The organism is Mesorhizobium sp. USDA 4413 (assembly GCF_056280365.1).
This window is the reverse complement of sequence record NZ_JBVPRP010000001.1, coordinates 5,807,295-5,822,588: the sequence shown is the minus strand read 5'-3', so window position 1 is coordinate 5,822,588 and position 15,294 is coordinate 5,807,295. Positions and strand designations below refer to the sequence as shown.

Here is a 15,294-nt window from a genome sequence, read left to right as displayed (position 1 = left end):
CCCCTATTTGCTCTGCTGGCGGTAACCGCTGGCCGCCGGGTCAAATCCCGTCCAGCCGTCCGCTTCGTATTCGTTCCGCCGTTCGGCGATATCCACGGACCTCGAATCGTGAAGGATCGCTTGTGCCTGTGGAGCGAGGTCATCCTCGACGCGGGCGGTGACCAGCGTGCCGCCGCGGCGGAGGCCTTCAGCATAAATCTGGGCATCACGTTCCGACACATCGGCACCATCGGTCAGGCTGCCGATGATGCCGCCGGCCGCTCCACCCACGACGGCACCGGCGACCGCGCCCGCGGCGGTCGCCGCGAGCCAGCCAGCCGCCACGACTGGACCGACGCCGGGTATTGCGATAGCGCCGAGACCAGTTGCCAAGCCACCGGCGCCGCCCACGACGGCCCCAATGCCGGCTCCGCTGGCTGCGTCTTCAGCCGCAGGGGAATGTCTGCCATCGGCATTGTTTGCGATGATACTGAGATCGGATGTCGGCACGCCCATGGACTCAAGCTCCCCGACGGCATCGGCGGCATCGTCATAATCGTCGAACAGCGCGGTGATCGTTTGCATCTGGTGCTCCTGTGATGATTACTGCTGGCCGGCAAAGACGTTGCCCTGATAGTCGAGCGCGACGGAGATGGTCTTGCCATCCTTCTTCGCCTGCCCGCGCCAGATCCCCTGGCCGTCCTTGGCGAGCGGCGAGATGTCGGTATAGCCGGCGTCTTGGATGCGGTTTTTTGCCTGAGACTCGGTGAAGCTGTTGGCGCCCGGAACGGGGGCAGGCGGTTTGGGTGTCGATGCCGACTTGACCGCCGGCATGCCTGCGTTCGCTGCCGCGATCTTCTCGATCATGTCCTGATGCATCTTCAGTGTCGGCAGGGTCTCCGCGGCGAACGTCTTCAGGCTCGGATTGTCGCCGTCCTTGGCATAGGACTGGAAAAGATCGACCGCATCGGCATGCGCGCTGCGCTGCATCTCGACGTAAGTCTGGTCAAATCCTGTCGTGGTGTTCTGCAGCTTTTCAATGTCGCTTTTATGCGCGGCGTCGAGCTGAGCCGGCACTTGCAACTTCTGCTCCGTGGCGAGCTTTTTCAGCTTGTCATTCGCCGCGCCATGATCGGCAATCATCTTCTCCGCAAAATTCTTGACCTGCTGCTCCTTGGCTCTTTCCTTCGCAAGCTTGCTGGAATCCACCTCGAACATCCCGCCGACGGCGGCCTTGTCCACGAAGGTCTGCGCGTTATCGGCGGCGACGGCCGGAAAGGCGAACGACGTCGCAGCGATTGCCAATGATGCGAGAAGCGTCCGCGTGTTCATGGCCCAAGCTCCTTTGCTCGATGGAATAGGGCCGAACAACCGTCTTGGGGCTTTGTTCCAATCGCAGCCGTTTGGATTTGAGAATGGCGCTGCCGTTCACGTTCAAGATCGCTTTTCGGAGCCGGTCGATATGGTTGCGTATTTTCCCTCATCATGATCGCGACCGGGTTGCGCATATAGTCATCATCGCCGGCCGTGCTCGCCGACCTGGCGCGCGGCGCGGCGTCGCCCTGGCCGAGAACCCAAGCTGTCAAGGTTGCCGCTTCGACGGCCCCAAGACGCCGCGGCGGCTTGGCCGCGCTTGAACGACAGTTGAAGATTCTTGTCAGCGACACGGAACAAATTTCGCGTGTCGAAGTTAGGAGGGGTTGGATTGCGGGGACTATGTGATGCTCCTTGCCTTGGACGATGCAATCTCAACGGCTGTTTTGGCCGGCAGAGGTGCAAGCGCGGAGGTCTTCGGCGTCGTCGATCTCAACAGCAAAATCGAAACCCGGATCAGCGCCATCAGCTTAGGACAAGCCATCCAGTTCGTCGCGAATGCGTCAGTGCTTGGATACGATGTTCGCAGTGCAATGGTCTTATATGGCGAACCAGGAACACCAAGCTTGAGGGCGTGGGACTGCGAACACCTTTGGGCGCTATTTGGTGGCGCTCTGCTCCAGCCATAGTGGGCCATCTCTTTAGGCAGCCGGACCGTGCGGGGCATGGATGGTGAGCCAAGGCGTCAAAAAGAGCCGGGAGAAAGACCACGCGAGGATCAGGGTGCCGCGGCTCACCTTCGATCGATCATCGGATAGCCGGGCGCAACGATGCTGGCGTTAGAGGATTTTCCGGCGCCGACAATGGGATTCCTGTCCCAATTCAGCCCTACCGCTTGCTCCGTCGCTCAGCGGTTCTGCACGGGAGCGGCCCGGCACCCCGGCGGCTCGAGTCGCCAATGCGCCGGGCCTAACCGGTGGGGGCTGGAACGAAAAACATGGCACCGGCTGAACCGAGACATATCATGGTTCGCCAATTTTTTTGCCATGCGAACGAAGGATGCCGGGCGGCCCAAGCAAGAACGGCCGGACGCCCCCGCGTTTTTTTGGAGGCACGGCGCAAAAGGGTGAGGAGCAGCGGCGAGGACGAGCCGTCGAATGCGAGCGAGGCCAAGAGCGGTTCGGCTGCCCTGTGGAGACAAGCTCGCCATTTTCGAGCGGCACCTGCGACTGGCAGGATGATTTAATCCGGCCGCCGTTGGTCAGGCGCTCTCGCGTTTCAGGCCCCGCAATCATTCCAAGCAGGCCCGCTGATCCTCACGTCCGATATGCGCTCAGCCAGATGCCGCCTTGCAGACATTCGGAAGCGCCGGATTAGACCCTATATCTGTCTATCGGAAAGCGCGTGACATTTGGTCGGTGAGCGGCTTCAGCAGATAGGACCAGACGCTGCGCTGTCCTGTGCTTATATGAACCTCGGCCGGCATGCCGGGCTTGAGCACCTTCGCATCCCTCAGGCAACTCGTCTTGTTTTCGACGCTGATGCGTGCCGAGAAATAGGAGAGCTGGCGCTGCGGGTCCTTGATCAGGTCTGCGGAGATCCACTTCACCGCGCCCTGGCAGGCGGGTGTCGTGCCGGCATCGAAGGCCGGGAAACGGATCGAGACCGGCTGACCTGGCTGAATGTCATCCACCCGCGCCGGAGGAATGAGCGCGTCGACGACAAGATTGTCCGCATCGGGGACAATCGTCATCAGCAATTCCCCTGGAGCGATTACACCGCCGATCGTGTGGACGGTGGATTGCTGGATCGTCCCCGATTGCGGGGCGCGGATTTCAGTTTTGGTCAGTTCGTCCTGAGCCACGATCTTGCGCTCTTCGAGTTCGGTCCGTTTGGCTTCCGTTTCGCGCAGCTCCTTTGTCACTTCGCTGCGCCTTTGCTCGTCAAGCTGCAGGACCTGCAACTCGGTTTCGGTGATCTTGACCTGCGCCTCCGCGACGGCCGCCGCCAGCCGCCCGGACTCGCCTTTGGCCCGTGTCGCGTCCAGCCTGACGTTGCTGAGCCTCTCCTTCGAAACCAGTTTCTTGGAGTAGAGAGCATCCACATCGGTGAGATCGCGGCCCAGCAAAGACGCGGATTCGTCCATCGCGGCCTGCTGCGCCTTCAGGCCTTCGAGCTGTCGCTGGATCTGCTCGGTCTGGCTGCGAAGAAGCGTTTTTTGCCCGGCCAATTCCGAAGCCCGCGTTTGCAGCAAGGCGCGCTCGCCATCGACCAGCGCCACCACGCCCGGCTTGTTCATCTCCGCTTGAAGGGCGGCTGGGATCTGCATTGTCGTCAGCCCCTGACGCTCCGCCTCCAGACGGGCAAGCCGGGCTGTAGCGCGGTCGAAATCCTCGCTGATGATCTCGAGGTTTGCGCGTGCCAGCGTATCATCCAGCCTGACCAACACATCGCCCGCCCGAACATGATCGCCATCCTGTGCGAAGATGCCGCTGATCGTGCCGCCGGCCTGGTGCTGCACCTTCTTGGTGTTGCTTTCAACCACCACGGTCGCGGGAGCGATCACGGCACCGGCAATCTCGGTCAGGCCGAGCCACAGCCCTCCGCCAACGACAAGCAGGCAAGTCACCGCCAGGCCAAGGGCCAGGCTTGGGCCGAGACTGCCGGGCGGCTTGAGCGTGTTCGCGCCTGCGGAGGGCGAAAGAGCACCGAAGCCGGCATAGGAGCGCAGGTCCGCAAAGAGGCGAGGCAGGACGTCACGCATGTCCGCTAAGAGGCGAGGCAGGACATCACGCGTGTCCGCAAAGAGGCGAGGCAGCACGTCACGCATGTCCGCTTACACCTCTCTGGGTCGGAATGATCGGACGGTGGGTGGGGGGAGCGGGTGGTCGCGTCATGCTCGCCAAGATCTCCTCGCGGGAACCAAACGAACGGACCATGCCGTTGGCCAGCACCAAAACCTGGTCGATGTTGGTGAGAGCGGACGGCCGGTGCGCGACAACAATCACGATGCCTCCGCGTTGACGCACGGCCAGAATCGCTCCGGCAAGTGCCGCGTCACCTTCGACATCGAGATTTGAGTTGGGCTCGTCCAGGACGACCAGAAACGGGTCGCCATAGAGCGCCCTGGCGAGGCCAATCAATTGCCTCTGGCCTGCCGACAGGGCCCTGCCTCCCTCGCCGATGCGGGTTTGGAAACCTTCAGGCAGATGCATGATCATCGAGTAGACGCCCGCGGCCCTCGCGGCTGCGAGCACCCCTTTGGGATCGCTCTTGCCGCCGAATCTCGAGATGTTGTCGGCCACGGTTCCATCGAAAAGCTCAACATCCTGTGGCAGATAACCGATATGGGCGCCGAGCGAATGCGGGTCCCATTGATCGAGAGGGGCCCCGTCTAGCCTTACTTTGCCGTTGAGCGGCCTCCAGGCTCCGACCAACGCCCGCACGAGCGTCGTCTTGCCGGAACCGCTCGGGCCCACGATCGCCATGCCCGCGCCGCTGGAGAGCTGGAAACTTACATCGAGCACGGTCGGCTTTGGCATTCCGGGCGGCGCGACCGTCAACCTCTCGACCGTCAGCCGCGTCTGCGGCCGGGGCAATTCCAAGGGCTCGATCGGGTCTTCGAACGAATCCAACATTGCCTTGAGTTGGAAATAGCTGTGCCGCGTCGACAGAAAGCCTTTCCAGTTTGCAATCGCCGCATCGACCGGAGCAAGCGCGCGACCCAGCAATATCGATGATGCGATGATCACACCGGGGGACGCTTCGCCGCCGATGACCAGATAAGCGCCGAGGCCCAGCACTGAGGACTGCAGCGCCATCCTCAGCGCTTTCGACAATGAACCGGTCCCTCCTATGATGTCGGAGAGCCGCTCCTGATGCGTCAGATAGCTATGAACGATATCGCTCCAGCGCCCGGCCAGTCTGGAGGAGAGGCCCATCGCGTGGACGACCTCCGCATTGCGGCGGCCGGATTCGGCAAGGGCGCGCTGCGAGATCATGGCTTCGGATGTCAGTCTGGCAGGCCCGCGACCGAAAATCTCCGCGACCGCGGTCAGCGCCACCACGACAAGAGCGCCGATCGTCGCCAGCACGCCGAGCGACGGGTGCAGCATATAGATGATCAGCAGGTAGAAAGGAATCCAAGGCGCATCGAATATGACGGTCGGCCCGGATCCCGACAGAAAGCCGCGCAGGTGGTCAAGATCCCGCAACGGATTGAGCTTGTCCGCCTCCCGTCCGGCCTTGAGCGGCAAAAGCACCGATATCGCGAATGCCCTTTGGTGCAGGTTTCTATAGAGCCGGCTGGCAATGCGGACCAACAGGCGAAGCCGCACGAAATCGAGCAGCCCGTAGACTGCGTAAAGGCCCAGCATTCCAATCGTCAACACGACCAGGGTCGGAACGCTCTGGGAGGGCAGCACCCGATCATAGACCTGGAGCATATAGAGCGACCCGGTCAACGCCAGGAGGTTCGTCACTGCTGAAAAAAGCCCAACGCCGAACAAGCCCTGAGCGCAGTCCGACATTGCGATCCGTAAAAGGGAGGAGGATTCTTGCTTGCTCTTCATTTGCCTTCTGAATTTTTCACGCGGATAGCCGCGCGGCTTTGTTGGCGCTGCCCGAGATGGGAAACATTGACTGCATGGATATGATCCGGGCGATTGCCGGACGTGAAGCGTCGCTAATGTAGCCTACTTTAATCCAAATGAAGCGAAATCGTGGCCCTGTCCCAAAACGGCGCAGTAAAATCGGTGGAAAGCGGGGACAATATCAAAAGAAAAGTTTCCTGACACGTTGAGTGATGAAGCGCGACTGGACTGAAAACATTTAAGTTTTTCGTGAAGGGGGCCACGAAGGAAGGGCCGCGATCAATTATTTTGACCAGCGAAATCCGTATGTGATTTCTGTCTAATATATCTTTCGTCTAGGCAAGCGGTGGGCGCAGGGGGCGTTGCCGAATCACAAAAAGGGACAAGCATGGCAACTCTGCATTACGCGTCGGGCGGCTCGGCCGCCGAGGTGGCAACGGCCGGTTTCAATCTGGTCGATGTCCAATATCTTTCCCAGGTGAACGCGCTTCCCGACGGAATGAAAGGATTGGTCTATCTCAGCGCCCATGATGGCGTCACCCAATCCTTCATCGATAAAGTCACCCCGTTCCTCAACAACCCGAAGGTTTTCGGATTCTTCCTGATGGACGAGCCGGATCCGACCGGAAGATGGGGGACTTATGCCAGCGCGGAGAATCTGAAAGCGGAATCGGACTGGATCCACTCACATTTTCCGGGCGCGAAGACCTTCATCACGATGATGAATATGGGATCTTCCACCAACCCCAATTTCACCAACACCTACAATCCCGCAAACACCGGCATCGACTACTACGGTCTTGACCCCTATCCGGTGCGCACCGGCACAACCAGCGTCGACTACGACATGATCGACAGGGCCGTGGCTGCCGCAGTCAAATCAGGTATCCCGATCGACAAGATCATTCCCGTCTACCAGACCTTCGGCGGCGGCGGCTGGGAAACCGACACGGGTGGAAAGCACGTCATGCCCAGCTCGTCGCAAATGCAGACGATGATGGATCATTGGGCCAAGCTGGTGCCGTCGCCGGCCTTCGACTACGCCTATGCATGGGGCTCGCAGAACGGCGACACCGCGCTCGAGAACTCGCCGGAACTGCAGGCCGTGTTCCGGCAGCACAATGCCAGCTCGACCTCGTCGACGCCGCCGGCGACCACTGAGCCGACATCGCCGGCGACCACTGAGTCGACACCGCCGGCTACCTCCCAGCCGATACCGCCGGCCACCTCCCAGCCGACGCCGTCAACGTCAGACGCGACGCCGCCGAAGACGACCACAGACTCTTCTCACAACGATCATGTGATCAATGGCGGCAAGGGCAACGACACCTACCACATCAACAATGCGCATGACAAAGTCATGGAAGCTAGCCGTAGCGGCTTCGACAAAGTGATGGCGTCGGTCAGCTATGCCCTGTCCGCCGGCTCGCATGTCGAGCAACTTTCCACCTCCAATAAGGCTGGTAAAACCGCCATCGATCTGAAAGGCAACGAGTTCGGCCAGACGATCATCGGCAACAACGGCGACAACAAGATAAATGGCGGCGGCGGGTCGGACCTGCTGAAGGGCTATGGCGGACACGATGCCTTCGTGTTCAACACGGCACTTGGAAAGTACAACATCGACAGGATCGCCGATTTCGACGTCTCTCGAGACAAGATCCATCTCGACCACGGCATATTCGCCGGGCTTCAGAAGGGCGCGCTTGCAGCCGGCGATTTCCACATCGGCCGCAGCGCACATGATGCGAGCGATCACATAATCTACAACAGCTCGACAGGAGCGCTTTCCTTCGACGGCGACGGAGCTGGCGGCCATGCGCAGACTCAATTTGCGAGTCTGGCCCCGCATCTCCACCTGGGTGAAAACTCCTTTCTTGTAGTCTGACAAGATGCTCACCGGCGGGAGCGACCAGCGCTCCTGCCGGTAAGTCCTTGAGACCGGTCTAGGTCGTTCCTGCTGGAGTTCGGCCTAAGCTGACGGTGAGCTTAGCTCCCGTCGATCGGTGTTCAATCTCCCTGCGATCTCTACTTTTCCTGGACATCCGCTCCGAAAATCGATCAACTCTTGCTTGTGCCGGGCCGCAGCCTCGCGTTTTTCGCGGCCCGCGGGAACATTTTGCCCCGATCCGGGTTGATGGGCTGGTCGTGGAGCAAGGGGCGGAGGGTGGCATGCCGAACTACGAGGTCGAGGAGATCTTCGCCGGAAAGGTGATCGTCTCTCACAAGATCGTTGCGCCAACGCCCTTCCGGGCCGCAAAGCTCGCAACCAATCGGGACGTTACGCTGCGAAACTCCGAAGTCCGATGGATTCGGGTCTTTGAAGAAGACCGAAGGCACCGGGCGTATGAATATACTGTCATCGAGCGACCGCAGTTTGTATCGCGCGCTGGGCCATCATAGAGCCCTGGCGTCCGTCGGCGTCGTGTTTGCGACCGGCTCCTCCGAAGAGCCGTGCTGTGGCTCCGTTTCCACGCTCCATAGCGAGAGATCTCTCGTCAGCCAGTGGTAACCATCGGGGCGTTCTGCCGAATCTGCAGCAGTTTCCGATGCCATTGCCCTGACCGCCGGCCCTGTCATTCGAACAGACGAGGACAAGTCTAGGGGCCGCCCCTAGCTTTGATGATCGACTGAACGCATTCCTCGCAAAGACAGCGGGCCATGAAAGACTATCCAAGTTCCAGCCATTTCGGGCAGCTGGTGGACCGCAGCTTTTGGGGAGTGGTGAAATGAAGCCACACCTGGTCTGCGTTGGTGGCGAGGATCACGCGCTGCGAATTCCATTTCTCATGGAGGTGCGTGAGAGGGGCTTCCAGATCACTGCCGTTTCGACCTGCGACGGTGCCTCTTTCCTAAGGCATGGGATCGCGCATAGGCGCTATGGCTTCGACCGCTTCAGCAGCGGCAGCGGGAAAGCGGGCACGATCAGGGCGCTGCGCGGATTGATGGCCGAGTTGCGCCCCGATATCGTGCAGAGTTTCGACACCAAGCCTAATCTTTTGACCCCGCTCGCGGTGCGAGGGCAGGTGCCGGTTGTCCGCACGATCAACGGGCTGGGCTGGACCTTTTCGTCACGTGCGCCGCGCGCCTTGGCGCTTCGTCCGATCTTCTGCGGCCTGCAGTGGCTGGCGTCGCTTTGGACAGCGGCGACAGTGTTCCAGAACCGCGACGATCAGACTTTCTTCGAGCGATATCGGCTGCTTGGACACAGCGACAAGCGCCTCATCGCCGGTTCGGGCGTCGACATAAGCGCATTCGCGGCGGCCAGGCACCTTGGGCCGCCGCCTGCAAGGATGCGCCAGGAACTCGGGCTTCAGACGGCTGAAGTCGTGATGTTTGTCGGTCGACTGACCCGTCAGAAGGGGATTCCGACCCTCCTCAAGGCCATCCCAAAAGTTCTCGCCAAACGGCCGGATGCGCGCTTCGTGTTGATTGGACCGTGGCAATCCGAGGGACCATTTGCCGTCGACGAATCGGAAATTCGACGCCTTGGTTCAGAGGTACTTGTGTTGGGGAAACGCCAGGACGTTCCTGCGCTTCTTGGCATGGCCGACGTCTTCGCCTTTCCAACCGAATACCGCGAGGGAGTTCCTCGCGTGCTGCTGGAAGCCGGGCTTGCGGGCCTGCCCATCGTAGCCTCGAGAATGCCAGGCTGCACCGATGTCGTCCAGGATGGATGGAACGGTTATCTGGTTGCGCCGCGCGACGCGGACGCATTGGCGGATCGCATAGTCGACCTGCTCTCGGATCGTAAGCGCGCCAAGGCTATGGGTGCTCGTAGCGCCGCGCTCGTCAGAGAGCGTTTTGCCCTACCGGGAGTGGTCGAGCAGTATTGCGATCTTTACAGGAGCGTGCTGGCGGCTCGGGCCAGGGGCGGTCTTGCGGATTCCGCGTCGGCAGGCCGTATCGCCAAGCGCCGATTGGGCGAGGCACGCCGATGATAAGGGATGCATTGCTCGCTGCGGGCGTCGTGTTGTCCTTCGCGTCGCAGATATCCGTACCGGGCTTGCCATTCGGCTACGGCGAGCTTTTCCTCGTGCTCTGGATCATGCTGTCGATCGGCCGGATCCTGGCAGGCGGCCCGATCGAAGCGACGCCGGCCTTTCTAAAATTGGCGAAGTTCTGGTTGCTTCTGTCGCTGACTTTGGCGATCGGCACCGCCGTCGGCTACTCCACCACGGTGCTCTACCTCACAGGGCTGTCGCACGACGCGATGGCCTATGCGCTCCTGGCGAGCGTCACATGTCTTGCGGTGCTGGAACCCGACGCTGAGTCCCGTCTTCGGCGCAGCGCCTGGTGGGCGATCGCAATCGCTTTCGGCGCCTTCATGGTCCAACTCGGACTTGCCTGGGGTTGGGTCCATCAGTCGGGGGTAGATCCGTGGTATTGGGATCGCTTCCGCGGCTGGTCGGAAAATCCAAACCAACTCGCGCTTTATTGCGCCGTCTTCGGCCCGCTGGCTCTGCACCTTGCGGTGACCACCAACAACCGATGGGCCCAGTTTTTCGCACTGTCCAGCCTTATTCCGATCTTTTACGTCGGACGGCTGACCAAAAGCGACACCTATCTCTACACCACCATTCTAAGCGGCCTCGTGTTTCTTGGAATGCGGCTCGGGGCTTGGTTCGCATCCGCCGACGGCAGAGCCAGTCTTTCCCGGCAGATTGCGCTCTTGCTGATCGTCGGCGCCGTGCCGCTGGCGGTCGCGGCTGCGCCGTATGCCGTCGCCGAGGAGAGCAGCGTGGCGCAGTTCGCCAAGAGCCTCACCAAGGACGGAGGCGGCGAGGCGACTGCGGAGACGTTTGACCTGCGGGTCTTTCTGTGGGGCGAAGCGATCGAGAAGGGACTGCAGTCCTGGTCCCTCGGCCTTGGTCCCGGTCCGCACCTGGAGCGGCCGCCGGTCGCGGACAGGCAATTCCTGGAGCGGCCGTTCGAAGCCCACAACACCATTCTTGATCTCTATCTGCAGGGGGGATTGGTGGCAGTCCTCGCCTTGGTCTGGATTGTCGGGTCGGCCGCCATGTCTGCTTGGCGCAGCCGGTTCGACGCGCTTTCGGTGCTTCTTGCTTCGGTGGTCGTCTTCAGCATGCCGCATCTGATCATTCGCCATCCGATCGTGTGGTTCGCGCTGACGTTCTGCCTCGTCGCAGGGATGCATCCCGAGGTCCGCCTGCGGCCCCAGCATGTAAGGGTGGCATGATGTGCGGTATCGCTGGAATTCTGATCTCACCGGCGCAAATGGACCCGGAGTCGCTTGAGGCGATTGGGCCTATGACAAGCGCGCTTCGGCTCCGCGGACCTGATGGCCAGGGGCTGTGGGTGGATCGCGACGCCGGGATTGCGTTCGGCCATCGGCGGCTTGCCATCGTCGACCTGTCGAGCACAGGGCGGCAGCCGATGCGCTCGGCCAGCGGCCGGTACGTGATCACCTTCAACGGCGAGATCTACAATTTCCGCGACCTGCGGCGCGAACTCGAAAGCGCGGGTCGACAGTTCCGTGGGACCGGCGATACCGAAGTCCTGTTATGCGCCATTGAGACGTGGGGCCTTGAGTCTTCCCTGAGGCGCTGCGCGGGGATGTTTGCCTTTGCGCTATGGGATCTGGAGACCAGGACCCTTCACCTTGCCCGGGACAGGATCGGCAAAAAACCCCTCTACGTCGCCCTAGCCGGCCATGCCCTGGTTTTTGCGTCGGAGCTCAAGGCAATCCGGTGCTTTCCCAGCTTCTCTCCCGAGCTCGATCTCGGCGCCGCCGGAGCCATGCTTTCGAAAGGATGGGTGCCGGATCACGCATGCATCTGGCGGAATGCGTTCAAATTGCCGCCGGGTGCCGTGCTCTCGGTCAGGTCTACGGATATCGCGCAGGCGGGCAGCGCCGCATCGCTTTCCCAGCGAGTCGTGCACTGGTGGTCGCTGGCCGAAATTGCCACCAAGGGCCGCGAGGACCCGATCGCCGGCAGTGACGACGATCTCACCAACGAGCTCGATGATCTGGTGCGGCTCGCAGTTCGCGAACGCATGATCGCCGATGTGCCTTTGGGTAGCTTCCTGTCGGGCGGCATCGATAGCTCCACCGTCGTGGCTTTGATGCAGGCTCAATCCAGAAGTCCGGTGCGCACTTTCACCATTGCGTTCTCGGAGGGGGGATTTGACGAGAGCGGTTATGCGGCCGACGTGGCAAAACATCTAGGCACGGATCATACGGAGCTTCACCTTTCGCCCGAGGCGGCACGCCAGGTCATCCCGGAACTGCCCCGGATATGGGACGAGCCATTCGCCGACGAATCCCAGATCCCGACGCTGCTGGTGGCACGGCTCGCTCGCCAGCATGTGACGGTCGCCCTGTCGGGCGACGGCGGCGATGAATGCTTCGCCGGCTATGGCCGTCACTTCATGGCGGATCGGCTGAAGCGTCAGCAAAGTCTGCCGCTGGCAGTGCGGCGCACGCTAGCGACCGGCCTCGACTTGCTGGCCCGCGCGGCACGCGAGGATATCCTCGACAGGCTCCCGCTTGCCGCAAATATGCGCCACATGCTGCGGAGCGACCGGCTTAATCGGTTCGCCGGCTTGCTCAGCGCAAGGCATGAAGATGATTTGTATCAGCGGTTGGTAACATCACCGACCGCGAGCCTCACGCGGCATGACCAGTCTTCATCGATCGCCGCGTCGAAACTCGACGGGCTGCTATCGCGCGTTCTCTATGACGACATGGCCGGCTATTTGCCTGGCGACATACTGGTGAAGCTGGACCGCGCCACCATGGCCAACGGACTTGAGGGGCGGTGTCCCTTGCTTGACCACCGCGTCGTCGAGTTCGCCTGGCGCTTGCCGTCGGATGCAAAGGTGCGCGACGGCAAAGGCAAGTGGATCCTTCGCAATCTGCTGCGTCGCTATCTTCCAGACCGGCTGATCGACAGGCCGAAGCAAGGTTTCGACGTTCCCGTTGCCGCATGGCTGAGAGGTCCTCTGCGGAGCTGGGCGACCGATCTTCTCGCCGATATCCGGCACGACGGCGAGGACGTGCTGGACAGCGCCAAGGTGGACGGTTGCTGGCGCGATCATATGCGAGGGCAGGATCGCTCGCGCGAATTGTGGTCCGCCTTGATGTTTCAGGCCTGGCGCTATGAGACAAGGCAAGCGCCTATCGCGACCGGGTCGCGTGAACTCGACATGGCAGGAGTATGAAATGGCAGGTTCCGCCGTCAGCCGAATGAAACTTCCGCAAGGCATTCCCCAACCTGCTCCAACAGTCGTCGAACAGAGGGATCGCATCCGGCAACGGCGCGAATACGAACCACCTACGCCCACGCACGAACTGATGGCTGCCCTGGCAAGAAGAAAATGGCTGATCCTTGCCTTTGCGCTTGCCGGTGGGATCCTCGCGGCGCTGGCCGGCCTGGTCCGCCCCGTGATGTTCGAGGCGACCAGTCAGTTGATAATCGACCCGCCGGCGCGCAGTTCCGTTGCTCCGGGCGGGTCGTCCGCGCAGGACCTTGTCGATTCCAGCATCGATGACCACATCACTATGCTTTCGTCTCAGGGCCATCTGCGCCGCGTAGCGGCTGCGCTGCACAAACTCGAAGGCGCCACGGCCGCGCAGGGTTCGCCTACAACCAGAACCTCCGCGCCTGGTCCAGCCCCTGTGTCGATAAGGTCGCGTGCTGCCGAGATCATCGAGCGACTTTGGCCCCAGAGTGGGGAAGCCGCCGTCGATCCCGACCTGAAGCTGCTGAGGAATAGGATCAGGATTGGGCAGGAGTTGCGCTCAAGGGTGATCTCCGTTGCCTTCGCGGACGAAGATCCGGTACAAGCGGCCACAGTCGCCAATACATTTTCACAAGTCTATATCGATGAGCTCGCGAAAAGGCGACAAGCCGAAGACAGGCAGGAACTCGATACAGTGGTCGCCAGTCTGCCCGCCGTGCAAAGCGATCTTGTTTCGGCAACCGATCGGCTGGAGAAATACAGGCTGAGCCATGGTGCCGTCGATCAAGGCGCGGCTGACAATGCTGCCAGGGAAAGGGCTGATCTCAGCCAGCAGATATCTATGTCCAAGGCCGATCTCGCTGCGATGGAGGCGCGCCTTCAACATATCCAGGATCTTCGCAAACAGGGTGCGCCAATCGCCTCTCTGGCCGAAGCAATGGGTACTCCGGACCTGGCCGACCTTGCGGCCCGCCAGGCCAAGACGCCGGCGGACAAGGATCTGAGCGCGAGGATCGACAACGAGATCCAGCAGGGCCTGGCGAGCGCCGAGACGCAGGTGAACACTTACCGGGCTCAGGTCAAGGCGCTGGAAGATCGCAAGAATGTTCTCGATGTCGTCGTGGCCGACACCGCCAGCCGGCTTTCCGGTTTGCGCGCGCTCGAACCCCAGGTCAACCTGCTAACCCAAAGATACAACGAGCTCCTGAGCCGGCAGCAGGATCTGACGCGGCGCATCGCCGCTCCTTCAGCAGGTGTCTCGATCCTTTCCCCGGCGTGGCCGCCGGCCAAACCGCAGACTTTGCCGCCGATTTTCCTGGTGCCTCCGGGGATGATCGCTTTCGCCATACTCGGCGCAGCCTTCGTGCTGTTCCGCAACAGGGTCAATCGCGCCCTGCGCGGGGAGGCCGAGACCGAGGCAGCGCTCGGAGTTCCCTGCATTGGCCTCATTCCTGAGCCTGGCAAGGTCGCCATGAAGCAACTGCGGCAATTGATTCTGGATCAGCCCAAATCCGCGTACAGTCGTGCCGTCACATCGCTTCTGGTTAGCGCGGCACCAAACCAAGCCAGGTTGCGTTCCCCACGTACCATCATGGTCACGTCCAGCTTGCGCTATGAGGGTGCGAATGAGCTTGCCTGGAGTTTGGCATTGGCCGCTATACGGTTGGGTGGCCCGGTTCTTCTGATCGATCTGGAACCTACGCGCCATCAACTCACGCAGGAATTCGTCCGCCAGGGCGGCGGGCCGAAGGCTCACCGGTCATTCGGCGATTTTATCCGCAATCGCTGTACTCTGGAGGATGCGATTGTGAGTGTGCCCGGTGCGGGCGTCGACCTGATGACCGTTGCGCCGGCCGAGGATTTGCTCGAGCTTCTCGCGCGCGCAGACAGCCTTGAATGCAGGGATGAACTGCAGGCTGAATACAGCCTGGTCATCATCAACGGGCCATCCGGCCTTGCCGGACCGGAATCAAGATTCCTGACGAGTTGGGCCGACGCGATCCTTCTTGCCATCCGCTGGAACAGCACGCCGCGCGACATCGCCCGCGGCGTTTTGGAGTTGCTTCAACGGGACGGCGCGACCTCTATTCCGATCGGGAGCGTCCTTACCCGGGTCGATCTGAAACGACACGCCAAATATCGGTTCGGTGACAGCGGGGACTTGTTGCTTGCGCGGATCCCGTGAGTCCGGCCGCGAGGCGCC

At 61.4% G+C, this 15,294-nt stretch carries 11 protein-coding genes; 7 read left to right on the top strand and 4 right to left on the bottom strand.

Annotation, left to right across the window (positions count from 1 at the left end):
• Positions 1-3 precede the first annotated feature (3 nt).
• Together ACVMIM_RS28295 and ACVMIM_RS28290 are read right to left on the bottom strand one after the other, a co-directional pair.
• Positions 4-564, bottom strand: coding sequence for a hypothetical protein (locus ACVMIM_RS28295; RefSeq protein WP_476115938.1), 561 nt, complete (start codon positions 562-564; stop codon positions 4-6).
• 18 nt (positions 565-582) lie between these two features.
• On the bottom strand, positions 583-1,311 hold the full coding sequence (locus ACVMIM_RS28290; RefSeq protein ID WP_476115937.1) for a DUF4142 domain-containing protein: 729 nt from the start codon (positions 1,309-1,311) through the stop codon (positions 583-585).
• Between the two features lie 83 nt (positions 1,312-1,394).
• On the opposite strand from ACVMIM_RS28290, the gene ACVMIM_RS28285 reads away from it, so the two are divergent.
• Positions 1,395-1,616: a hypothetical protein gene (locus tag ACVMIM_RS28285; RefSeq protein ID WP_476115935.1), complete on the top strand. Its 222-nt coding sequence runs from the start codon at positions 1,395-1,397 to the stop codon at positions 1,614-1,616.
• Between the two features lie 84 nt (positions 1,617-1,700).
• Entirely contained in the window at positions 1,701-1,982 is a 282-nt protein-coding gene (locus tag ACVMIM_RS28280; protein ID WP_476115933.1) for a hypothetical protein, read from the top strand.
• A gap of 701 nt (positions 1,983-2,683) precedes the next feature.
• On the opposite strand, the gene ACVMIM_RS28275 is transcribed toward ACVMIM_RS28280, so the two are convergent.
• Positions 2,684-4,123, bottom strand: a complete 1,440-nt coding sequence (locus ACVMIM_RS28275) for an HlyD family type I secretion periplasmic adaptor subunit (protein ID WP_476115931.1) — start codon at positions 4,121-4,123, stop codon at positions 2,684-2,686.
• Complete coding sequence (locus ACVMIM_RS28270; protein ID WP_476115929.1) at positions 4,116-5,864, bottom strand: type I secretion system permease/ATPase; 1,749 nt, start codon at positions 5,862-5,864, stop codon at positions 4,116-4,118. The genes ACVMIM_RS28275 and ACVMIM_RS28270 overlap by 8 nt, the downstream gene beginning before the upstream one ends.
• 367 nt (positions 5,865-6,231) lie before the next feature.
• Between ACVMIM_RS28270 and ACVMIM_RS28265 the strand changes: the two genes are divergently transcribed.
• From ACVMIM_RS28265 to ACVMIM_RS28245, 5 genes are all read left to right on the top strand, one after another.
• Entirely contained in the window at positions 6,232-7,773 is a 1,542-nt protein-coding gene (locus ACVMIM_RS28265; RefSeq protein WP_476115927.1) for a calcium-binding protein, read from the top strand.
• 841 nt (positions 7,774-8,614) lie between these two features.
• On the top strand, positions 8,615-9,826 hold the full coding sequence (locus tag ACVMIM_RS28260) for a glycosyltransferase family 4 protein (RefSeq protein WP_476115925.1): 1,212 nt from the start codon (positions 8,615-8,617) through the stop codon (positions 9,824-9,826).
• A 107-nt stretch (positions 9,827-9,933) separates the two neighbouring features.
• Entirely contained in the window at positions 9,934-11,085 is a 1,152-nt protein-coding gene (locus ACVMIM_RS28255; RefSeq protein ID WP_476115923.1) for an O-antigen ligase family protein, read from the top strand.
• Entirely contained in the window at positions 11,082-13,070 is a 1,989-nt protein-coding gene (asnB, locus tag ACVMIM_RS28250) for an asparagine synthase (glutamine-hydrolyzing) (RefSeq protein ID WP_476115922.1), read from the top strand. Before ACVMIM_RS28255 ends, asnB begins: the two co-directional genes overlap by 4 nt.
• 1 nt (position 13,071) lies before the next feature.
• On the top strand, positions 13,072-15,276 hold the full coding sequence (locus tag ACVMIM_RS28245) for a GumC family protein (protein WP_476115920.1): 2,205 nt from the start codon (positions 13,072-13,074) through the stop codon (positions 15,274-15,276).
• The last annotated feature ends 18 nt before the right edge of the window (positions 15,277-15,294 follow it).